Below are 23,419 nucleotides of genomic sequence, written 5' to 3' on the forward strand. Positions count from 1 at the left end.
ATAAAAATGATATGGCTATGAATAAATTAAAAAGAAATGCATTATTCAACCCGTCGGGTGATACGGAGATTCTTCATCGGAGAATGATAGGAGGAAACACCACCAACCTGAATGACTTCAATAATATGCGCTATAAATGGGTAAGCGACTGGTATCGTCAAGCTATGAATAATTTTTGGATTCCCGAAGAGATTAATCTTACTCAAGATACCAAAGACTATCCCCTTTTGGACAAAGCGGAACGAGTAGCCTATGACAAGATTCTGAGTTTTCTCGTCTTTCTGGACTCCCTGCAAAGCAATAATTTGCCAACTCTCAGCGAATACATCACAGCCAATGAAGTAAACCTTTGTCTGCACATACAAGCCTTTCAGGAATGTGTGCATAGTCAAAGCTATAGTTATATGCTTGATTCAATCTGCAGCCCGGAAGAACGTAATGACATTTTATACCAATGGAAGACAGATGAGCATCTCCTAAAAAGAAATACTTTTATAGGCAACTGCTATAATGAGTTTCAGGAAAGTCAAAATGGATTTGCACTGGTGAAAACTTTAATAGCCAATTATATTTTGGAGGGAATATATTTTTATAGCGGATTTATGTTTTTCTATAATCTGAGCCGAAATGGAAAGATGCCTGGTTCGGCTCAAGAAATAAGGTATATTAACAGGGATGAAAATACACATCTTTGGTTGTTCCGCAATATCATTCTGGAGCTGAAAAAAGAAGAACCTGAATTGTTTGTTCCGGATAAAGTGAAAGTCTATGAAGAGATGATGCGTGAAGGTGTAAAACAAGAAATTGCGTGGGGACAATATGTCATAGGAGATAATATCCAAGGTCTGAGCCGGAAAATGTTGGAAGATTATATTCATTACTTAGGAAATCTGCGTTGGAAAAGTCTGGGATATGCACCTTTATATGAGGATAACCAGACGGAACCTGAAAGTATGCATTGGGTATCACAATATTCAAATGCCAATATGGTAAAGACTGATTTCTTTGAAGCCAAAAGCACAGCTTATGCCAAGAGCACGGCCTTGGAAGATGATTTATAATACTTCTGATAAAGAAATGGCTGGGAATAAGAAGAACATAAATTTATTTCAGTTACTTTTGCTATTATACTACTCAAAAAATAAATTAAGATATGCGTAGAATCATTGTAAGTGCACTTTGCTTGGTACTATTGATATTAGTACCCCTGAATGCTCAAAATTCGAAAAAAAGCTATACCATCCTTGTCTCACTCGATGGTTTTCGTTGGGATTACCCCATGATGTATAATACTCCCAACTTGGATCGCATGGCCCATGAAGGAGTAAAAGCCGTTATGCTGCCTTCCTATCCGGCATCTACTTTTCCGAATCATTACACAATTGCTACCGGATTAGTACCAGACCATAATGGTATCATAAACAACACCTTTTGGGATACACGATACAACCGTCAATACTCTATGGGAGATTCTGCCACCCGCTATAATCCGCAATATTATTCGGGAGAACCTATTTGGGTGACAGCTCAGAAACAAGGTATAAAAACAGGAAATATGTATTGGGTAGGTTCGGACATTGCCATTAAAAATACATATCCAACCTATTACAGAAAGTGGTCGGAAAAGCCTTTCCTTACTTTTGAACAACGTATAGACAGCGTTTTGAGTTGGTTAAAGAAACCAGAAGAAGAACGTCCCCGTTTAGTTATGCTCTATTTTGAAGAACCGGACGGCAGCGGACATCATAATGGCCCGAGAAGCAAAGAAACAGGAATCGTAGTGGAACGTATGGATAAGTTGATAGGGGTATTACTTGCAAAACTATGGAATCTTCCTTTTGCGAAAGATATTAATCTCATAGTGACTTCAGATCATGGAATGACCGAAATCAGTAAAGACCGTGTTGTAGATATGAATAGGTACTTAAAATCCGAATGGTATGAAGTAATAGACGGTCGTACCCCGACCTCCATCTTCTCAAAGAAAGGCTATCGCGATTCTATTTATAATGCATTGAAAGATGTAGATCATATCCGTGTCTGGAAAAAAGAAGAAATTCCAGTTGAACTGAATTATGGTAGCAGTGACCGTATCGGTGACATTGTGGTAGCTCCGGAGTTGGGGTGGCAATTTACCGATGTAGCACGAAGTCATAAAGGTGCTCATGGATATTTTCCTCAGTATTCCGATATGCAGGTCATATTCCGTGCCATTGGTCCGGACTTCAAAAAAGGATACACTTCAAAAGGTTTTGTCAATGTAGATATTTATCCTCTACTTGCCTATTTGTTGCAGATTGTTCCGGAGAAAACAGATGGGAATTTTAAACGAATAAAAGATATATTGAAATAATATACGTTATTGTTTCTCTCTTGAAATAAAAAAGTACGGTCTAAAAGGCCGTACTTTTTTATTGATCAAATGAGTTTCGAAAACATATATCTTATACTTCATTTCTTCTCTCTTTCCATAACTTTGTCATATCTTCCAAAGTTTTTCCCTTGGTTTCGGGAACAAGTTTCCATACGAACAAAGCTGCTATTACGCAAACAAAACCGTATAAACCATAAGCAAACATATGTCCGAACTTGTCACCCATATCGCCTAATGTCATATTGTACATAGGTACGAAAGTTGAAGATACTATAAAGTTAAATATCCATTGAAATGCAACAGCGATGGCAACAGCCGTTCCGCGAATGGTATTCGGGAAAATCTCTGCAATCAACACCCAGCAAATCGGTCCCCAACTGAACATAAAGGAAGCACTGTAAACCATAATGCAAACAACAGAAACAATCGGAGCAAGCCCGGTTACAATATTGCATAAAGCCACTCCCAATGCCCCTATCGCCATGCCGACAGAGCCGGAAATGAGTAACGGTTTACGTCCCCATCTCTCAACGGTAAAGACAGCCAAAAGTGTAAATAAGATATTGATAACACCCATAATTATGGTCTGGATCATAGGATTTCCCATCCCCATTGTCTCAAATATTCGAGGAGCAAAATAAAGTACGGCATTAATACCTACTGCTTGCTGGAATACGCTCAACATAATTCCGATGAAAATAACCATCCAACCATAAGTAAACAGCCTTTCTGTCTTTTCTTCTGCTGTGGCCTTAATTTGCGACAAAATCACTTTAGCCTGTGATAAACCATTGATACGTTGGAGTATATATAGAGCCTTCTCATCTTTACCGGACATAGCAAGATAACGCGGAGTTTCAGGAACAAACAACACAAGTAATGCAAAAATTCCGGCAGGAACGGCTTCACTGGCAAACATCAGACGCCATCCGGTTTCTATGGTCCATCTTGCAATTTCCGGGTTCAAAATCTCATTAATTCCCCCAACCACTTTGATTACCGGATTTACATTCTCACCCAATATCAAGAAATTCACGAAATAAACAACCAACTGTCCCAAAATAATAGCAAACTGATTCCATGACACCAAAGTACCACGTATGTTGCTCGGCGCTATCTCCGCAATGTACATCGGGCATATGGCTGATGCCAATCCCACACCGATGCCTCCCAATATCCGGTAGAAATTAAAAGCGATGAGCAGCGAGTAAGAAGGAACACCATAATCAAAAAACAAAAATTCGGGAAAATAAGAGCCCAATGCAGACAAGAAGAAAAATATACCAGCAATAAAGAGCGATTTTTTACGCCCTAAACTTGAGGCAAAAATCCCCGAAAATGCACTACCTATGATACATCCTATCAGTGCACTGGAAGAAGTTATACCGTGAATCGTGTCTGTGTAAACAAAATCAGAGGCGCCCATAAAGAATGCCTGAAGTCCTTTCTCTGCACCTGAAATAACTGCTGTATCGTACCCAAAAAGCAGGCCACCGATAACAGCTACAAGCACAATGAAAAAGAGATAAACTTTGCTGCCTTTTTCTGTATCATTCATAATAAAATAGATTAGGAAGTTAAAGGAAAATTGGTGATTAGTTAACACTAATCACCAATCAATTGATTATCAGCAATACATATTAACGATTGCTTCATATAGTTCTTGTTTTCCACTGGTTTGTTTCGGTTCGCCATTGTTTTTTGCATAAGCCACAATATCCTCCAAGGTCAGTTTGCCTTCCTCGAATTCTTTGCCTTTGCCACTGTCAAAAGAAGCATAACGATCGGCCAGCATCTGCTTATAAGGAGATTCCTCTAATAATCGGGCTGCATTCTCCAGGGCACGAGCCATAGCATCCATACCTGCGATGTGGGCAATGAAAATATCCTCCAAATCAGTGGAATTACGACGAGTCTTAGCATCAAAATTAGTACCGCCATTACCTAAGCCACCATTACGGATAATCTGCATCATAGCCTGAACCAATTCAAAATTATCTATGGGGAACTGATCGGTATCCCAACCATTCTGATAATCGCCGCGATTGGCATCGATAGATCCTAACATACCATTGTCAACGGCAACGGCCAACTCGTGTTCAAAAGTGTGGCCGGCCAAAGTAGCATGGTTTACTTCAATATTTACTTTAAAATCTCTGTCCAGATTATGAGTTTTCAAGAAGCCGATGACGGTTTCAGTATCTACATCGTACTGATGTTTTGTCGGTTCCATTGGTTTTGGTTCAATCAGAAACGTACCTGTAAAGCCTTTACTACGTGCATAATCACGAGCAATAGTCAGCATTTGTGCAAGATGCTCTTTTTCACGTTTTTGATCTGTGTTCAACAAAGACATATATCCTTCACGTCCACCCCAGAATACATAGTTTGTACCACCCAATTCTATTGTTGCATCAATCGCATTCTTGATTTGAACTGCTGCACGCGCCACTACATCGAAATCAGGATTGGTAGCTGCGCCATTCATATAACGGGCATGACTGAATACATTGGCAGTACCCCACAACAGTTTAATTCCAGTTTCGGCTTGTTTTTGTTTAGCGTAGGCCACGATAGTTTTCAGGTTAGTCTCATATTCTTCCACAGTATCGGCTTCCGCACAAAGATCAACATCATGGAAGCAGTAGTAGCCTATTCCCATTTTCTGCATAAACTCGAAGCCGGCATCCATTTTATTCTTGGCTGCTTGTATTTTGTCAACATCACCATTCCAAGGAAATTTTTTTGTACCACCACCAAATTGGTCTCCGCCTTCTGCACAAAGAGTATGCCACCATGCCATAGCAAATTTCAGCCAGTCTCTCATTTTCTTGCCCATAATTACTTTATCTGCATCATAATAGCGGAACGCCATCGGATTCTTACTCTCTTTGCCTTCGAATTTAATCTTTCCTATTCCGGGAAAATACTCTTTTGTTGCCATAATCTTAATTTATTTTTAAGGATTAATATATTTAGTCGTTATTCTTTTTTCATTTCATTGCTTTCTCCAAACTATATTTCCAGCGTGCATAAGCATCTGCATAAGTCTGGCTATCGGATTGTTCCGGCTCTATTACTTCCAGTTTTTCAAGTGTAGAAAAGGCTTCATTATTGTCTTTATAAATACCTGCACCTATACCAGCACCTTTGGCAGCCCCCACAGAACCATCCGTATCATACAATTCAATGACGGAATTCGTTACGCCTGCCAAAGTTTCACGAAACAGAGGGCTGAGAAACATATTTGCCTTACCTGCATGAATTTTTCGTACCGGAATGCCCATGCTCTCCATGATATCAATTCCATATTTAAAAGAGAAAACAATGCCTTCCTGAGCAGCGCGGATAATATGTTGCTTACCATGCCGGTTGAAGTCAATTCCCTGTATGGAGCAGCCTACCTCTTTATTTTCCAACATACGTTCGGCGCCATTGCCGAAAGGCAGAATACTGATACCTGCACTACCGATAGGAGCTTGTGCTGCCAATAGATTCATATCATCATAAGAAAGATTCTGGGGAGCTATCACACGTTTTATCCATGAGTTCAGAATCCCTGTACCATTGATGCATAACAGCACACCTAAACGAGTTTGCCCGGTAGTATGATTAACATGTGCGAATGTATTTACACGTGATTTGGAGTCATAACTCATTTCACCATTTACACCATATACCACACCAGACGTTCCCGCAGTAGAGGCTATTTCTCCAGGATTAAACACATTCAGTGATAACGCGTTGTTGGGCTGATCTCCGGCACGATATGTAATCGGAGTGCCTTCTTTCAGTCCCAATTCATTGGCTGCGGCCGCACTAACGCGACCTTGTTCGGAGAAAGTAGGCTTAATGTCGGCAATCAAAGACATATCAATACCATAATATTTCATCAAGAAATCTGCGACCTGACCATTCTTGAAATCCCAGAACATACCTTCAGATAAGCCGGGAATCGTTGTACAAATCGTGCCACTCAACTTCATGGCTATATAATCACCCGGCAATATTATCTTATGTATTTTTTCGTAAATGTCCGGTTCATTTTCTTTAATCCACGCCAATTTAGATGCAGTGAAATTGCCTGGAGAATTGAGTAAATGAGAAAGGCAATTCTCTTTCCCTAATGTTTCAAAAGCTTTCTGTCCATAAGAAACAGCTCTTGAATCACACCAAATGATAGCAGGACGCAACACTTCCTGATTTTTATCCACGCATACCAGTCCATGCATCTGATATGAAATGCCGATGGCCTTTATATCTTCAACCTTCACATCGGATTTTGCCAGTATAGCTAATGTGGCATACTTTAGATTTTCCCACCAATCTTCAGGATTTTGTTCTGCCCATCCCGGTTTTACTACGATGATTTCCGCTTCCGTTTTCGGGAAAAAAGCGGATGATATACATTTACCGCTTTCTGCATTTACCAGGCTCGCCTTGACGGACGAGCTACCAATGTCATAACCTAATAGGTACATAGTATTATTTTTATTTAAAGAATTAACCTTCCTTTAAAAATCTGATTATCTCCTGATCTTATTGTATATTTTCTTGTCAAAACGATAATAACGCGCCGCACGGTGGGCTACTCCCTGCTGTTTTTCTTCCAAGGGAACCACATATTCCATGAAAGCTATTTTTTTATGAAAATTGCGTACATCTATTTTTCTGCCATATACCAGTTCATATAAAGTGCGCAGTTGTGAGACTGTAAATTTACGTGGCAACAAGTCAAACAAAGAAGACGGATTTATATCAACATATTGACGTATATATATCATGGCCTCTTTGATAATCAGATTATGATCAAATGCCAAGGCTCTTATATCGTGCATAGCTATCCAACAGGCCTGATAATTATCCAGGTCACGGCTCAATGTCCGATCTATTTTTACTAAGGAAAGATAGGCTATGGTAACGATACGCTCTACTTTAGACTGCATGGCACGCTCCAACCAGTGCACATCTTTGGGGTCTTTTGTACGGTTTTTGGAACCGAATGCTTTGAACTGTATCAGGTTTACATTTTTCAGCCCGGTCAGTTCATTCAATACCCTTTTGGCAGCTTCATCCAGATCTTCGTCCATATAAATCAAGCTTCCCGGCAGCTTCATGTCATGAAACACTTCTCCTTCCTCCTCGCCTGCCCGTTTTATCAGCAACACTTTCAACTGTTCTCCATCGAAGCCAATCACTACACAATCTACAGAAATGTGATTGTTTGCTAACGGCGTCCTATAATCAATGTCTTGCATAATATATTTGTTTTAAGCGCTGCAAATATAAAGAGGTTTTTCTAATTTACAATAGATATAACAACATTTTATTAATAGTATAAATAATTATTTTACAATAATATACATATCGTACTTATTACAATATCATATCGCGTGTTATAGTATAAAGTACAATATGTTATTTTGTAAAAGAATTGAAAGTTGTAAATACATCATTATCAAAAACAAGTCACATACCCATATTGTATTTCAGCACAGCACAACAGATGAGCATTGCACAAAAAATATATTTTGTGTGGTGAATATCAGAAAAACCTCTACCTTTGCGACACCTTTTATTATTTAAATAAAAAAACAAGTAAATATGAAAGCATTTGTATTTCCGGGTCAGGGGGCCCAATTCGTAGGTATGGGAAAAGACCTGTACGAAAATTCAGCTTTAGCCAAAGAACTTTTTGAGAAGGCAAATGATATTCTCGGATATCGCATTACAGATATTATGTTCAACGGTACGGATGAGGATCTGCGCCAGACCAAAGTTACTCAACCTGCCGTATTCCTCCACTCCGTAATTTCCGCTTTGTGTATGGGAGATGATTTTAAACCCGAAATGACGGCCGGTCATTCATTGGGTGAATTCTCCGCATTGGTTGCTGCCGGTGCTCTGAGTTTTGAAGATGGTTTGAAGTTGGTTTATGCGCGCGCTATGGCAATGCAGAAAGCTTGTGAAGCACAACCTTCCACAATGGCTGCCATTATTGCTTTGCCGGATGAGAAGGTAGAAGAAATCTGTACCCAAGTAAGTGCCGAAGGTGAAGTATGTGTTGCTGCCAATTATAACTGTCCGGGACAAATTGTAATTTCCGGTTCTATCGCAGGTATCGAAAAGGCTTGCGAACTAATGAAGGCCGCTGGTGCAAAACGTGCGTTGCCTTTGAAAGTGGGCGGTGCTTTCCACTCTCCGCTGATGAATCCTGCCAAGGTGGAACTGGAGGCAGCCATCAACATTACTGAAATCCATGCTCCTAAATGTTCGGTTTATCAGAATGTGGATGCCCTACCTCACACAGATCCGGCTGAAATCAAGAAGAACCTGGTTGCCCAGTTGACAGCTTCCGTACGTTGGACTCAAACCGTTAAGAATATGGTTGCCGATGGTGCTACAGACTTTACGGAATGTGGACCGGGTGCAGTGCTGCAAGGCCTCATCAAGAAAATAACTCCGGAAGTCGATGCTCACGGCATAGCATAGTTTTTGCTTGCTATTTGTACATTCATAAAAAAGGGAACCGCTTTCTGCATGAAAGCGGTTCCCTTTTTTATGAATGTACAAAATAAAGACCTAACACATAGCACATCTTGCATACACGTATAAATTAAGCATCAATATATCGTAAAATAAAGAATTAGTTATATCTTTGTTGCCGTAAAGACAAAGGGGTGCCCGGACGGGCTGAGATCATACCCTCGAACCTGATGCAGTTAGTACTGCCGTAGGAATTGGATATTGTTTTCTTTTCTGATATTTCCGCAACGGAAACTTCTTTGTATTTACTACCCGCTATTTTTTTATCTTTAAAAACAAGAAAAAGAATGAATGTATCAGTAAACAGCAAAGAGGTGCAGACCGCTGCCATTACCCTTTCACAACTTATCGAGGAGTTATCGCTGCCATCGCATGGCATTGCCGTGGCTGTGGACAATCACATGGTTTCACGAACGGAATGGACACAGTTTGCTTTGAAAGAAGGGATGTCTGTCATTGTCATCAAAGCAGCTTGCGGAGGATGAAGACGATGGAAAAGGAATCATTGATAAGGAAAAACGGAAACGTTCAGTTCATCACGCACTACACCGAATGCTATTCCTACTTAGACGCTGCACGCATAGCACTTGAGGGTGGTTGTCGCTGGATACAACTGCGCATGAAAGATGCTCCCCTTGAAGAAGTGGAGTCCACAGCACGCCAGGTCCGGCAGTTATGCCAACAGCAGGGAGCACTTTTTATCATCGACGATCACGTGGAACTTGCCAAGATATACGCCGATGGCGTGCATCTTGGCAAGATGGACATGCCCATTGCCGATGCACGCTGCATTTTGGGTGAAACGTATATCATAGGCGGAACAGCCAACTCTTTTGAGGATGTGCGGCAACACTATGAGGCTGGGGCAGACTACATTGGCTGCGGTCCTTTCCGCTACACCACCACCAAGAAGAATCTCAGTCCGATATTGGGCACGGACGGTTACGCCGACATCGTCAGACGGATGGAAGCGAGCCACATTTCTCTGCCCATAGTGGCCATCGGCGGCATAATGCCGGATGATATCAAGGAAATCATGCAGACGGGCGTAACAGGTATTGCTCTTTCCGGTAGCGTGCTCCGGGCAAAGAATCCAATAGAAGAAATGAAAAGAACCGTTGCGGAAGCCAACCGGACAATCAATCATTGCAAATAATCATTTAAGAAAAAGAAGATATGGATAAATTAATTATCGCAGGGCGCGAGTTCAGCTCACGTTTGTTTTTGGGAACCGGAAAATTCAACTCGAATGAACTGATGGAACAGTCTGTCTTGGCTTCCGGCACAGAAATGGTAACTGTCGCCATGAAACGCATCGAATTAGACAATAAAGAGGATGATATGCTGAAGCACATACAGCACCCCCATATACAGCTCCTGCCCAATACTTCGGGCGTGCGCAATGCCGAGGAAGCCATATTTGCTGCACAAATGGCGCGTGAAGCATTTGGCACAAACTGGTTGAAATTAGAGATACATCCCGATCCGCGCTATCTGCTTCCTGACTCTGTGGAGACACTGAAAGCTACGGAGGAGTTGGTGAAACTGGGGTTTGTGGTGCTCCCCTACTGTCAGGCAGATCCTACGCTCTGCAAGCGACTGGAGGAAGCAGGCGCCGCTACGGTGATGCCGTTGGGTGCACCCATCGGCACAAACAAAGGGTTGCAAACCCGTGACTTCCTGCGCATCATCATTGAACAAGTCAACATCCCCGTGATAGTGGATGCCGGTATCGGTGCTCCGAGCCATGCCGCCGAAGCCATGGAGCTGGGCGCATCTGCTTGCTTGGTGAATACGGCTATTGCCGTAGCAGGCAATCCGGTGAACATGGCACAAGCCTTCAAGCAAGCAGTGGAAGCCGGTCGTACGGCATACGAGGCGGGCTTGGGAGTACAGACAGACAACTTTCTGGCCGAAGCCAGCTCACCATTGACGGCATTTTTGAATGAATAAAAGCCGATTATTTTACAAATAAGGCTCTTTTTCTCTTTTTTTGGCCTGAAAGAAAAAATATCTTTCAGGCCATTACCAGCGGTGAAGAAATTTTTTAGTAAAACCTTTCCGGATTTTTAGTAAAAATCTCCCGAAGTTTTAGTAAATCTTCTCCGGAGTTTTACTGAAAAGAAAAAAAGTTCTAAAATATCACGAAATACAGGAAAGGAAAAAATATTACATTATAATCTATCTGACATGAAACAAAAAATAAAATTCCCACGTTCCGAAAAGGTTTACTTGCCGGGAAGTATTTATCCGGAACTCCGTGTGGGTATGCGCAAGGTGGAACAAGTGCCAAGCACCAACTTTATAGATGGAGAAAAGGTTATCACCCCCAATCCGGACATTTACATCTACGACACCAGCGGAGCATTCAGTGACCCTGCCGTTGAGATAGACCTGAAGAAAGGACTTCCTCGCTTGCGCGAACCATGGATACTGCGGCGCGGCGATGTGGAACGGCTTCCCGAAGTAAGTTCCGAATACGGGCGCATGCGCCGCGATGACCAATCGCTTGATGCACTCCGCTTTGAACACATTGCCCTGCCCTATCGGGCGCAGCAGGGCAAATGTTGCACCCAAATGTATTATGCCAAACAGGGTATCATCACTCCCGAAATGGAATATGTGGCCATACGTGAGAACATGAACTGTGCCGAATTGGGCATAGAAACACACATCACACCCGAGTTTGTGCGTCAAGAGATAGCCCAAGGACGTGCTGTGCTTCCCGCTAACGTCAATCATCCCGAAGCCGAACCGATGATTATCGGCCGCAACTTCCTTGTGAAGATCAACACCAACATCGGCAATTCGGCCACAACATCGAGCATCGACGAAGAAGTAGAAAAGGCACTCTGGAGTTGCAAATGGGGCGGTGACACGCTGATGGACCTTTCTACCGGAGAGAACATCCACGAGACGCGCGAATGGATTATCCGCAACTGTCCCGTCCCGGTGGGTACTGTACCTATCTATCAGGCACTGGAGAAGGTGAACGGCCGGGTGGAAGAATTGACTTGGGAAATCTATCGCGACACGCTCATCGAACAATGCGAACAGGGCGTGGATTACTTCACCATCCATGCAGGCATCCGCCGCCACAATGTGCATCTGGCCGACAAGCGTCTTTGCGGCATCGTCAGCCGCGGCGGAAGCATCATGAGCAAATGGTGTTTAGAGCATGACCGTGAAAGCTTCTTGTACGAACACTTTGACGACATCTGTGATATATTGGCGCAATATGACGTAGCTGTATCTTTGGGTGACGGATTGCGTCCAGGCTCCACCTGCGACGCCAACGACGAAGCACAATTTGCCGAGCTCGACACGATGGGTGAACTCGTGCTGCGTGCATGGGACAAGAATGTACAGGCATTCATTGAAGGCCCCGGTCATGTGCCCATGCACAAAATCAGGGAGAACATGGAACGCCAGATCGAGAAATGCCACAATGCACCGTTCTATACGCTCGGCCCCTTGGTGACGGACATTGCACCGGGTTACGACCACATTACCTCCGCCATCGGTGCAGCGCAGATAGGCTGGCTGGGCACGGCAATGCTCTGCTACGTCACCCCGAAGGAACACCTGGCTCTGCCTGACAAAGAAGATGTGCGTGTGGGGGTCATCACCTACAAGATAGCCGCCCATGCCGCCGACCTGGCCAAAGGACATCCCGGTGCACAGGTGCGCGACAATGCACTGAGCAAGGCCCGTTACGAGTTCCGTTGGAAAGACCAGTTTGACCTTTCACTTGATCCGGAACGTGCACAAACCTATTTCCGTGCCGGACATCACGTGGACGGAGAGTATTGCACCATGTGCGGGCCTAACTTCTGCGCCATGCGACTGTCGAGAGAACTAAAAAGTTCCAGTTCTCCCAAAAAGGACGGAAAACCGTTCTAAAATTATCATTCATATTATTTGTGAAACATCCCTCATTCTTCTTTCAAGGAAAATGAGCCCCTTAAACATAGAAAACATGTTTTCAGACGAATTAGAAAAGATATCCTGGGAAGAAACCACAGCACGCATCAACTCCAAAACGGATGCTGACGTGCGCCGTGCGCTGTCCAAAGAACATTGTGATGTGGAGGATTTCATGGCACTCATCTCGCCCGCCGCCACGCCTTATTTAGAGACGATGGCACGCCTGAGCAAGAGATACACCGAAGAACGCTTCGGCAAGACCATCTCCATGTTCATCCCACTGTATATCACCAACTCTTGCACCAATTCCTGCGTGTATTGCGGTTTCCACATCACCAATCCCATGCCCCGTACCATACTGACGGAAGAGGAAATAGTGAACGAATATAAAGCTATCAAGCGCTTGGCTCCATTCGAGAACCTGCTGCTGGTAACGGGTGAGAATCCCGCCGTGGCCGGTGTGCCCTACATTGCCCGTGCGCTGGACCTGGCAAAACCTTATTTCAGCAACCTGAAGATTGAAGTGATGCCCCTGAAGGCCGCAGAATATGCCACGCTGAAGGAACATGGATTGAACGGCGTTATCTGCTTCCAAGAAACCTACCACAAGGCGAATTACAACATCTATCATCCCCGTGGTATGAAGTCCAAGTTCGAGTGGCGTGTAAACGGCTTCGACCGCATGGGGCAGGCCGAAGTCCATTCCATCGGCATGGGAGTACTCATCGGATTGGAGAAAGAATGGAGAACAGACATCTGCATGATGGCACACCATCTGCGCTATCTTCAGAAGCATTATTGGAAAACAAAATACAGCGTCAACTTTCCCCGCATGCGCCCGTCCGAAAACGGTGGATTCCAGCCGAACGTCGTCATGAGTGATCGCGAGCTGGCACAAGTCACTTTTGCCATGCGTATCTTCGACCATGATGTGGACATCTCCTACTCCACCCGTGAACCCGCCTCCATACGCAATAATATGGCCACACTCGGTGTAACCACCATGAGTGCCGAAAGCAAAACGGAGCCGGGTGGATATTATAGTTATCCACAAACATTGGAGCAATTCCACGTGAGCGATGAACGTAAAGCTACGGAAGTGGATGCCGCCCTGCGGCGCTTGGGGCGCGAACCAGTGTGGAAGGACTGGGATGTGAGTCTGGAAAAGTTTACCCCTGCTTCTCTAACGAATCATGGACGATAGATATATCCGCCAAACCTCCCTTGCGGAGATAGGCGAAGCCGGACAAGAGAAACTGCGTAAGGCCAGAGTGTTGATAGCCGGCATGGGCGGGCTCGGCTCTCCCATCGCCCTTTACCTTGCCGGTGCAGGCGTGGGCACATTGGGGCTGGCAGATGATGACAATGTCAGCATTAGCAATCTGCACCGCCAAGTATTATACACCGAAGCAGAAGTGGGGCAAAAGAAAGCCTGCTGTGCAGCCCAAAGGCTACAGGCACTCAACGGAGACGTGCAAGCAGTGCCCCACCCTTTCCGTCTGCATAGCGGAAACATCCACGAAGTAATACAAGGGTATGACATCGTGGTGGACGGATGCGACAATTTTGCTACACGCTACCTGCTGAGTGACGCCTGTGCGGCTCAGGGCAAAGCCTATGTTTATGGAGCCGTCCGAGAGATGGATGGGCAGGTCGCCGTACTCTGCCACGGCGATTCTCCAAAAACATATCGGGATCTCTATCCCGATGAAGAGGAAACCCTGAGCATGCCCCCTCCCGGAAAATCGATCATCGGAACCGCCCCCGCCATTGTGGGAAGCGTGGAAGCTAACGAAGTGATAAAACTGATTTGCGGCTACGGAACCCCATTGACGGGAAAACTCTGGACCATCGACCTGAGAGCCATGCAATCATACATCCTGACGATATAGCAAAATAGATAAATGACGTACTATATAACCAAGAAAGCAATGAAACTGATCGTCATTACCACCCCCTGCTTCTTTGAGGGAGAAGCAAAGGAAATCACCTCCCTTTTTCGTGCGGGTTTGGAGGTGCTTCATCTTCGCAAGCCCGGCGCCTCTGCCGAAGAAACCGAACACCTGCTCCGGCAATTGCCGGAGCAGTACATGCAGCGTATCGTCATCCACGAGCACTTCCACCTGGCATCCGTCTTTAACCTGAGAGGAATCCACCTGAACAGGCGAAGCCCCGATGTACCTCATGGATATGTGGGACACGTCAGCCTCTCCTGCCACTCGCTCAATGAAGTAGCAAAGTATAAATCCGCCTGCGATTATGTATTTCTCAGTCCCATATTCGACAGCATCTCCAAAGAAGGCTATGCCTCCGCATTCTCCCACCGGGAACTCTGTGAAGCACGGAAAGTCGGCATCATCGACTCCAAAGTCATGGCACTGGGTGGCATTACGGCAGGTTGTCTGCGCAAAATAGAGGCTCTGGGATTCGGTGGAGCCGCTTTGTTAGGTGACATCTGGAACAGGGAGAAAAGCGATGTCGTCAGTCACTTCCTCGAACTCAGGCAATCTTATAACCCTTAAAACCTATACATATCCTTATGAATCCTCCTGTAATCCTCACTATCGCAGGTTCCGACTGTTCGGGCGGTGCAGGCATACAAGCCGACATCAAAACCATATCCGCCTTAAAGGGATATGCCGCCTCGGCCATTACGACCGTCACAGCTCAAAACACTCTTGGCGTACAGGCCGTATTTCCACTGTCCGCCCACATGGTACGTATGCAGATAGAATCCGTCATGAACGACTTGCAACCAACTGCCATAAAAATAGGCATGGTACATGATGCCGATATAGTGCATGCCATAGCCGGATGTCTGCGTAAATACCGCCCTCGGTTCGTTGTTTACGATCCCGTTATGATTGCCACCAGCGGATGCCGCCTGATGGCAGAAGAAACCGTGCAGACAATCAAGGACTTTCTTTTCCCGCTTTGCACCCTGATCACCCCGAACCTCGCTGAAGCCGGCCTGCTATGCGCAAAGCCCGTGACCACAGTGGCAGACATGGAGCAAGTCGCACAAGAGCTGTCGCAGCGATATGGCACGTCCTTCCTTATCAAAGGAGGACATTTGGACGGGGATGTAATGTGTGATGTGTTGCACTGCAACCTCCCGTCCACAGAGAATGCGACTCCCATACTATTTACCGGCTCCAAAATATTGAGTCGCAACCTGCACGGCACAGGATGTACGCTATCTTCTGCCATAGCCACATTTCTGGCCTATGGCAACGATTTGGATGAAGCAGTCCGCCGTGCAAAGAAGTACATCGGCGACGCCATCACCGATGGAAAGGGACTACATATAGGACATGGAAACGGCCCCTTATGGCATTTTCCACCTCTGATTTGAACATTTTTTATTCAAATTCCTTTCTCCCTTCAAGAAAATCAGTAATTTCGTGCCCTGACAATAGATATCATTCTCAACATGGAAATAGCAACGAATAACCGGTTCACAAAAAAATATCCCGTAGGCTTTGCACTAAGCGGCGGCTTTATAAAAGGCTTTGCCCATTTAGGAGTAATTCAATCCCTGCTGGAACACGACATCAAACCCGACATTCTTTCAGGTGTCAGTGCCGGCGCGCTGGCCGGGGTATTTTATGCCGATGGTAATGAACCGCATAAGGTATTGGACTATTTTTCCGGACACAAATTTCAGGATCTCACCAAGTTAGTTATTCCCAAAGTAGGATTGTTCGAGTTAGGAGAATTCATTGGTTTTCTGAAGAGCAACCTGAAAGCCAAAAGACTGGAAGAACTGCAAATTCCTCTGATCATTACCGCCACTGACCTGGACCATGGGCGTTCGGTACATTTCCATAAAGGAGACATCGCAGAACGCGTTGCTGCCTCATGTTGTATGCCCGTATTGTTTGCCCCCGTCAAGATAGAAGGAACTCACTACGTGGACGGTGGTCTGCTGATGAACCTGCCGGTATCCACCATTCGCCGCATTTGCGAAAAAGTAGTGGCAGTCAATGTCAGCCCACTGATGGCTACCAAATATAAGATGAACATTGTCAGCATTGCCCTTCGCTCATACAACTTCATGTTTCGCTCCAACTCTTTTGCCGAACGCGAAAAAGCTGACCTATTGGTAGAGCCCTACAATCTGGATGGATACAGCAATACAGAACTGGAAAAGGCGGAAGAAATATTCATGCAAGGTTACAATGCTGCTAATGACACATTGGAACGGCTGTTAGTGGACAAAGGCACTATCTGGAAAGAATAACAGAAATAACCATTCTCTAAATAACAAGAAAATGAGAAACGAAAACAAATTGATTATTTACCAAGTATTCACCCGGTTATTCGGAAACAATAATAATCACTGCATCAACAACGGAAACATCATAGAGAACGGGTGTGGCAAAATGGCCGACTTTACCTCCAAAGCTTTGAGCGAAATAAAAAAGCTGGGTGCTACGCATATCTGGTACACCGGCATTATAGAGCACGCTACTCAGACCGATTATCGGCGCTATAATATCCAGCCCGATCATCCGGCCATTGTAAAAGGAAAAGCCGGCTCTCCGTATGCCATTAAAGATTACTATGATGTAGATCCTGATTTGGCCAAGGACGTCCCCGAACGCATGAAGGAATTCGAGAACCTTGTGCAACGTACACATCGCAGCGGCCTGAAAGTCATTATTGATTTTGTGCCCAACCACGTTGCCCGTCAATACCACTCGGATGCTCAGCCTGATGGGACTTCACAGCTTGGAGCCAATGATGACTCCAACTATGCATTCAGCCCTTACAATAACTTCTATTACATTCCACAGTCTGAACTTCACGGTCAGTTCGACATGAAAGGTGCTGCCACTGAATCCTATAAGGAATGTCCAGCAAGAGCAACCGGAAACAATCGCTTCGATGCATATCCCAACATCAATGATTGGTACGAAACCGTAAAACTGAATTATGGCGTGGATTATCAGAACGGCGGCACATGCCACTTCTGCCCTATTCCCGATACTTGGACTAAAATGTTGGATATCCTCCTCTTCTGGGCAGGGAAAGAGATTGACGGCTTCCGTTGCGACATGGCAGAAATGGTTCCCGTTGAATTTTGGGAATGGGCCATCCCGCAAGTCAAGGCCCAATATAACTCGCTATTATTCATAGCTGAAGTCTATAATCCGAAAGAATACCACAATTATTTGTTCCGTGGAAAGTTTGATTATTTATATGACAAAGTGGGATTGTACGATACCCTCCGCGCCCTGATAAACGGAAGCGAGTCTGCGACTGCCATTACCCATTCCTGGCAAAGTCTGGGCGGCATAGAAAAGCGAATGTTGAATTTCCTTGAGAATCACGATGAACAGCGCATTGCCTCTGACTTCTTTGCCAGCGACCCCCGTAAAGCCATTCCGGCACTCATCGTATCAGCCTGCATGAATACCAATCCGATGATGATCTATTTCGGACAGGAATTCGGAGAATTGGGTATGGACAGTGAAGGTTTCAGCGGACGAGACGGACGTACCACAATATTCGACTATTGGAGTGTTGACACTATCCGTCGTTGGCGCAACGGTGGTAAATTTGACGGTAAGATGTTGACAGAGGATCAAAAATACCTATACAGTATCTATCAACAGGTATTGACTCTATGCAATAAAGAAGCAGCTATCGCGAAAGGTGATTTTTTTGATTTGATGTATGCCAATGTCAACGGCTGGCACTTTAATGAGCACAAGCAATATACCTTTCTACGCAAATTCGAAAGAGAACTATTGTTCTTTGTTGTAAACTTCGACCACATGTCAGTGGAACTCGCCGTCAACATTCCCGCCCATGCTTTCGACTTCTTACAAATACCACAAATAGATCGGTGTAAAGCCATAGATCTACTTAGCAGAAAAGAAGAAATGATCAGTTTGCTTCCTTATAAAGCGACAACTGTTTCAGTTGGCGGATATAGCGGAAAGATATTAAAAATAAAACTATAAGGAGGGGAGCATGGATTCATCCTCCCTCCATTTTTTCTTTCAGGATATACAAGCGCGTTATGGCTGGATTATAAAATTCATCCGGATAATGTGTGTTTATATCACTCAGATTCGCTTGCACATATCGCTTCACATCAATAATATTTTCAGCTTCGTTTAATTTTACCTGTTGAGGAAAATTCATGCTTTTCGCCCAATCCATCAGTAGTTTGATACTTCCTTCATCATACTTATATTCTGCCATATCTAACGAATTTTCTTGCAAAGATATAATAAATACAAAATTTACCCTTATTTTTGTGAACAAAAAATGTGTATGAAACGTTTTATAATTGTGTTTTTCATAGTATTAGATATAAGATTAATTAAAGGAGACGTACCCGCTTGTGACAAGTAAGTACATCAAAAAACAGAAGCGTCTGTTTGATTGATAAATGTGTAAAGAGCATCGGTTTACCAGAGCCGATGCTTTTTTTTACTCTTCTATGGTGAATGTTAGAAAATAATCCGTAAATTTGGCAGATATAATAAGGAAAGAAAATGATATGAATATCCCTGTTATTTTTCAATTTTTAAAGGAACTGTCCGCAAACAATAATCGTGAATGGTTCAATTCTCATCGGGAACAATATGAAACTGCCCGTACTGAGTTTGAAGATTTGCTTACAACCATTATCTCCCGTATTTCTTTGTTTGATGAGAGTATACGTGGTATAGAGGCTAAGGACTGTACATATCGTATCTATCGCGATACCCGTTTTACAGAAGATAAGACCCCATATAAAAATCATTTCGGGGGTTACATCAATGCCAAAGGAAAGAAATCCGACCATTGCGGATATTACATACATCTGCAACCGGACAATTGCCTGCTTGCAGGAGGCAGTTACTGCCCTCCCTCACCATTATTAAAAGCATTGCGTCAGGCTGTATATGATAATATGGACGAGTTCCGTAGTATTGTGGAAGATCCTTCTTTTATGAAATACTTTCCCATAATCGGAGAGACTTTTCTGAAGTCTGCCCCCAAAGGCTTTCCCAAAGACTATCCATATTTAAAATACTTGCAGTGTAAGGAATATACGGTTGCCTGCCGCCAACCTGACAGTTTTTTCCTCACTTCTGATTTTCTGGATCATACAGATGACATCTTTAGGCAAGTGAAACGTTTCTCTGATTTTGTAAATTACACTATTGACGACTTCGAATAATTACCTATGAACTAACTTAAAACATTTGAATTATGATTATAGACAAATTAGAAAATATAGAAAAATATGCTTCGCTTAATCCCTTGTTTGCGCAAGCCATTGATTTTTTAAAATCACATGATCTGAACACATTGGAAGTTGGAAAAATAGAATTGAAAAACAAAGATTTGTTTGTGAATGTGGCACAAACGGAAGCCAAGACTCAAGAAGAAGCCAAACTGGAAACTCACAAAGAATTCATTGATATACAGATTCCACTTTCCGGAACTGAAATGATAGGCTATACTGCTGCAGAAGATTGTGCCCCAGCAAATACGCCCTATGATACAGAACAAGATATCACTTTCTTCGAGGGATCGGCCAAAAACTATATTAAGGTTAGCCCCGGCATGTTCGTTATATTCTTTCCCCAAGATGGACATGCTCCTGGTATCACCCCAGTCGGAGTCAAGAAAATAATAGTGAAAGTAAAAGCATAAATATATCAAATACCCAAAACTTATCCAATATGGAAACATTGAATTTGATTAAGAATGATCCTTGGCTGGAACCTTACGCAGATGCCATCAACGGACGCCACCAACATGCCATAAACAAAGAAGCTGAATTAACCAACGATGGAAAACAGAAACTATCAGACTTTGCATCCGGATATCTTTATTTCGGTTTGCATTGCACTGACAACGGTTGGATTTTTCGTGAATGGGCTCCCAATGCCACCCAAATCTTTCTGATAGGAACCTTTAATGACTGGAAAGAAGAAAAGAAATACAGTTTGCAACGTAAAGCAAACGGTAATTGGGAAATTAAACTTCCTACCAGCGCCATGAAGCACGGAGATCTGTACAAACTGGCAGTACATTGGGAAGGTGGATGCGGTGAACGTATCCCCGCATGGGCTACCCGAGTCGTTCAAGACGAGCATACCAAAATATTCAGTGCACAGGTTTGGACGCCAGAGCAACCGTATAAAATGAAAAGGCAAACATTCAAGCCAAGCACTGATCCTCTGTTGATATATGAATGCCATATCGGCATGGCACAACAGGAAGAAAAGGTAGGTAACTACAAGGAATTTCAGGAAAAGGTTCTTCCACGCATTGCTAAGGATGGATATAACTGTATACAGATAATGGCTATTCAGGAACATCCTTATTATGGAAGTTTCGGTTATCATGTATCCAGTTTCTTTGCCGCTTCTTCCCGTTTTGGCACACCCGAAGAATTGAAAGAACTGATTGACGCGGCTCATAGCATGGGAATAGCCGTTATTATGGATATTGTACATTCACATGCTGTAAAAAATGAAGTAGAAGGTTTAGGAAATTTTGCTGGAGATCCGAATCAATATTTCTATTCTGGCGGACGTCGTGAGCATCCGGCATGGGATTCACTTTGCTTTGATTATGGCAAAAATGAAGTTATTCATTTCTTGTTGTCAAATTGTAAATTCTGGTTGGAAGAATATCATTTTGATGGATTTCGTTTTGATGGGGTAACTTCCATGTTATATTATAGCCATGGATTGAGCGAAGCTTTTTGTAATTATGGAGATTATTTCAATGGACACCAAGATGATAATGCAATCTGTTATCTGACTCTTGCCAATCGCTTAATCCATGAAGTGAATCCGAAAGCTATTACTGTCGCTGAAGAAGTATCTGGCATGCCGGGATTGGCCGTGAAATATGAGGATGGCGGTTATGGCTTTGATTACCGTATGGCTATGAATATTCCAGATTACTGGATTAAAACTATCAAAGAAAAAATAGATGAGGACTGGAAACCTTCCAGCATGTTTTGGGAAGTCACCAACCGTCGAAAAGATGAAAAAACAATTTCATATACAGAAAGCCATGACCAAGCTTTAGTTGGGGATAAAACCATTATTTTTCGCCTAATTGATGCAGATATGTATTGGCATATGCAAAAAGGCGATGAAAACTACACTGTGAACCGAGGAATTGCTCTTCATAAGATGATACGCTTGCTGACCGCAACAACCATTAATGGTGGCTATCTCAATTTTATGGGTAATGAGTTCGGCCACCCTGAATGGATAGACTTTCCTCGTGAGGGAAATGGATGGTCATGTAAGTATGCCCGTCGTCAATGGGATCTGATAGATAATAAGAATTTATCATATCATTACATGGGAGATTTTGATACAGCTATGTTAGAAGTAATAAAAAGCATAAAAAAATTTCAGGATACCCCCGTACAAGAGATTTGGCATAATGATGGTGATCAGATATTAGCATATATGCGTAAAGACTTGATATTTGTATATAATTTCAATCCCAAACAATCTTTTACTGATTATGGTTTTTTAGTGCCTGCTGGAAGCTATGAAACAATATTGAATACGGATAATCCAGCTTTCGGTGGCAATGGATTGACAGATGATGCTGTAAAGCATTTCACTCTTCACGATCCTTTATACGAAAAGGAAAAGAAAGAATGGTTAAAACTTTATATTCCTGCACGTACTGCTATAGTATTAAAGAAAAAAAATAAATAATTCATTAAATAGAAATAGAGGCAGATATAATTGAATATATCTGCCTCTATTTCTATTTAATGTTTTTTACTCTCATTTCAATTGAGAATCTATAAAATTCAGCATAGTTTTAGCATTGTCCATCATTTTCTTCTGGGCAGGTTTATCAACAGAAAGTAGTGGAATTAATTTGTCTAAATAATCTTTAGCTTCTTTAAATTCAACTTTTGCTTTCTCTGCATTAGTCTTCAAAGTAGCAGCACCTTGGCTATAATATAATGATCCTAAACTGCTAAGTGCATTGATATTGTCAGGCTGAATAGCAATTGCTTGTTTAAAAGCGTCTTCTGCTACTTCATTTTTTTTAGCCTTTTGTGCCATAATGCCTTGATTAACATAATAAGTAGCATATAATTTGATTAATGTCTTATTACCCGGATTTGCTTCCAACCCTTCTTTCAAAGTGGCAACATATTCATCATTTTTCTTCAGGTCTTTCAGAGCACCGGCCTTACCAATATATGCGTTAGCCAGATTATACTTTTTCTGCACTGCAATATCAAAATACTTTAATGCCTCTGTTGGTTTTTTAATTTTATCAGCACAAACGCCGCAATTATACGCAATTACAGAGTCCTGATTATTAGTCTGCGTTAAATAGGTACTAAATTTAGTAAAAGCGTCTTGATAATTTTTAGCCTCAAGAGCTGCTTTTCCATCATTCACTAATTGTACCGGATCTGCATTCTGTGCAAAAAAATTAGTAGCTGCACAAAACAGTGCAAAAGATAAGATTAATTTTTTCATGTGCTTTAATGTTTTTTTAATTTGATATTTCAAAGATAATAGCCTAAGGTTAAGAAGCAAAGTATTTTTACTTTTTTTGAGC

22 protein-coding genes and 1 riboswitch are annotated in these 23,419 nt (G+C 43.0%); of the genes, 16 read left to right on the plus strand and 6 right to left on the minus strand.

The features are described from left to right. The first annotated feature begins 11 nt into the window (after positions 1-11). Positions 12-1,061, plus strand: coding sequence for a ribonucleotide-diphosphate reductase subunit beta (locus BACHE_RS11655; protein WP_041579374.1), 1,050 nt, complete (start codon positions 12-14; stop codon positions 1,059-1,061). Between the two features lie 92 nt (positions 1,062-1,153). Further along, positions 1,154-2,353: an alkaline phosphatase family protein gene (locus BACHE_RS11660; RefSeq protein WP_013547911.1), complete on the plus strand. Its 1,200-nt coding sequence runs from the start codon at positions 1,154-1,156 to the stop codon at positions 2,351-2,353. 91 nt (positions 2,354-2,444) lie between these two features. Here BACHE_RS11660 and xylE read toward each other — a convergent pair whose 3' ends face one another. The 4 genes from xylE to BACHE_RS11680 form a co-directional block, all read right to left on the minus strand. After that, the gene (xylE, locus tag BACHE_RS11665; protein ID WP_013547912.1) at positions 2,445-3,932 is read right to left on the minus strand and encodes a D-xylose transporter XylE; all 1,488 of its coding nucleotides are present in this window, start codon (positions 3,930-3,932) and stop codon (positions 2,445-2,447) included. 69 nt (positions 3,933-4,001) lie between these two features. Beyond that, the gene (gene xylA / locus BACHE_RS11670) at positions 4,002-5,318 is read right to left on the minus strand and encodes a xylose isomerase (RefSeq protein ID WP_013547913.1); all 1,317 of its coding nucleotides are present in this window, start codon (positions 5,316-5,318) and stop codon (positions 4,002-4,004) included. Between the two features lie 49 nt (positions 5,319-5,367). Continuing rightward, positions 5,368-6,855, minus strand: a complete 1,488-nt coding sequence (locus tag BACHE_RS11675) for a xylulokinase (protein ID WP_013547914.1) — start codon at positions 6,853-6,855, stop codon at positions 5,368-5,370. A 45-nt stretch (positions 6,856-6,900) separates the two neighbouring features. After that, a complete protein-coding gene (locus tag BACHE_RS11680) occupies positions 6,901-7,632 on the minus strand; it encodes an NUDIX hydrolase (RefSeq protein ID WP_013547915.1) in 732 nt (243 codons plus the stop codon). Between the two features lie 346 nt (positions 7,633-7,978). On the opposite strand from BACHE_RS11680, the gene fabD reads away from it, so the two are divergent. The 11 genes from fabD to BACHE_RS11735 all read left to right on the plus strand — a co-directional run bounded on the left by fabD (position 7,979) and on the right by BACHE_RS11735 (position 18,819). Further along, complete coding sequence (gene fabD / locus BACHE_RS11685) at positions 7,979-8,866, plus strand: ACP S-malonyltransferase (protein WP_013547916.1); 888 nt, start codon at positions 7,979-7,981, stop codon at positions 8,864-8,866. Positions 8,867-9,040: 174 nt separating this feature from the next. Continuing rightward, positions 9,041-9,131, plus strand: a riboswitch (TPP riboswitch). Between the two features lie 76 nt (positions 9,132-9,207). Next, on the plus strand, positions 9,208-9,405 hold the full coding sequence (thiS, locus tag BACHE_RS11690) for a sulfur carrier protein ThiS (RefSeq protein WP_013547918.1): 198 nt from the start codon (positions 9,208-9,210) through the stop codon (positions 9,403-9,405). Continuing rightward, positions 9,402-10,076 carry a thiamine phosphate synthase gene (locus tag BACHE_RS11695; RefSeq protein WP_013547919.1) on the plus strand — a complete coding sequence of 225 codons (675 nt, stop codon included), beginning with the start codon at positions 9,402-9,404 and terminating at the stop codon, positions 10,074-10,076. Before thiS ends, BACHE_RS11695 begins: the two co-directional genes overlap by 4 nt. Positions 10,077-10,096: 20 nt before the next feature. Further along, positions 10,097-10,873 carry a thiazole synthase gene (locus tag BACHE_RS11700; RefSeq protein WP_013547920.1) on the plus strand — a complete coding sequence of 259 codons (777 nt, stop codon included), beginning with the start codon at positions 10,097-10,099 and terminating at the stop codon, positions 10,871-10,873. 237 nt (positions 10,874-11,110) lie between these two features. After that, positions 11,111-12,823, plus strand: coding sequence for a phosphomethylpyrimidine synthase ThiC (thiC, locus tag BACHE_RS11705; RefSeq protein WP_013547921.1), 1,713 nt, complete (start codon positions 11,111-11,113; stop codon positions 12,821-12,823). Positions 12,824-12,899: 76 nt separating this feature from the next. Further along, complete coding sequence (gene thiH, locus BACHE_RS11710; protein ID WP_013547922.1) at positions 12,900-14,051, plus strand: 2-iminoacetate synthase ThiH; 1,152 nt, start codon at positions 12,900-12,902, stop codon at positions 14,049-14,051. Continuing rightward, positions 14,041-14,739 carry a HesA/MoeB/ThiF family protein gene (locus BACHE_RS11715; protein WP_013547923.1) on the plus strand — a complete coding sequence of 233 codons (699 nt, stop codon included), beginning with the start codon at positions 14,041-14,043 and terminating at the stop codon, positions 14,737-14,739. Before thiH ends, BACHE_RS11715 begins: the two co-directional genes overlap by 11 nt. 39 nt (positions 14,740-14,778) lie before the next feature. Next, positions 14,779-15,369: a thiamine phosphate synthase gene (locus BACHE_RS11720; protein WP_013547924.1), complete on the plus strand. Its 591-nt coding sequence runs from the start codon at positions 14,779-14,781 to the stop codon at positions 15,367-15,369. Positions 15,370-15,386: 17 nt separating this feature from the next. Further along, positions 15,387-16,202, plus strand: coding sequence for a bifunctional hydroxymethylpyrimidine kinase/phosphomethylpyrimidine kinase (gene thiD, locus BACHE_RS11725; RefSeq protein ID WP_013547925.1), 816 nt, complete (start codon positions 15,387-15,389; stop codon positions 16,200-16,202). A gap of 78 nt (positions 16,203-16,280) precedes the next feature. Continuing rightward, positions 16,281-17,090 (plus strand): patatin-like phospholipase family protein, encoded by an 810-nt coding sequence (locus BACHE_RS11730; RefSeq protein ID WP_013547926.1) that lies wholly within the window; start codon positions 16,281-16,283, stop codon positions 17,088-17,090. 31 nt (positions 17,091-17,121) lie between these two features. Then, complete coding sequence (locus BACHE_RS11735; protein WP_013547927.1) at positions 17,122-18,819, plus strand: alpha-amylase family protein; 1,698 nt, start codon at positions 17,122-17,124, stop codon at positions 18,817-18,819. Positions 18,820-18,835: 16 nt separating this feature from the next. On the opposite strand, the gene BACHE_RS11740 is transcribed toward BACHE_RS11735, so the two are convergent. Next, complete coding sequence (locus tag BACHE_RS11740; protein ID WP_013547928.1) at positions 18,836-19,063, minus strand: DUF6965 family protein; 228 nt, start codon at positions 19,061-19,063, stop codon at positions 18,836-18,838. A gap of 301 nt (positions 19,064-19,364) precedes the next feature. On the opposite strand from BACHE_RS11740, the gene BACHE_RS11745 reads away from it, so the two are divergent. From BACHE_RS11745 to BACHE_RS11755, 3 genes are read left to right on the plus strand one after another with little or no spacing between them, the layout of a single operon-like run. Continuing rightward, positions 19,365-20,030 (plus strand): DUF2461 domain-containing protein, encoded by a 666-nt coding sequence (locus tag BACHE_RS11745; RefSeq protein WP_013547929.1) that lies wholly within the window; start codon positions 19,365-19,367, stop codon positions 20,028-20,030. Between the two features lie 32 nt (positions 20,031-20,062). Continuing rightward, a complete protein-coding gene (locus BACHE_RS11750) occupies positions 20,063-20,509 on the plus strand; it encodes a NanQ anomerase/TabA/YiaL family protein (protein ID WP_013547930.1) in 447 nt (148 codons plus the stop codon). A gap of 29 nt (positions 20,510-20,538) precedes the next feature. Continuing rightward, positions 20,539-22,551, plus strand: coding sequence for an alpha amylase C-terminal domain-containing protein (locus BACHE_RS11755; protein WP_013547931.1), 2,013 nt, complete (start codon positions 20,539-20,541; stop codon positions 22,549-22,551). Between the two features lie 72 nt (positions 22,552-22,623). On the opposite strand, the gene BACHE_RS11760 is transcribed toward BACHE_RS11755, so the two are convergent. Next, positions 22,624-23,337 carry a tetratricopeptide repeat protein gene (locus BACHE_RS11760; protein WP_013547932.1) on the minus strand — a complete coding sequence of 238 codons (714 nt, stop codon included), beginning with the start codon at positions 23,335-23,337 and terminating at the stop codon, positions 22,624-22,626. Positions 23,338-23,419 lie beyond the last annotated feature (82 nt).

Origin of the sequence: Bacteroides helcogenes P 36-108 (genome assembly GCF_000186225.1) — a bacterium.
In the GTDB taxonomy this organism is placed as follows: domain Bacteria; phylum Bacteroidota; class Bacteroidia; order Bacteroidales; family Bacteroidaceae; genus Bacteroides; species Bacteroides helcogenes.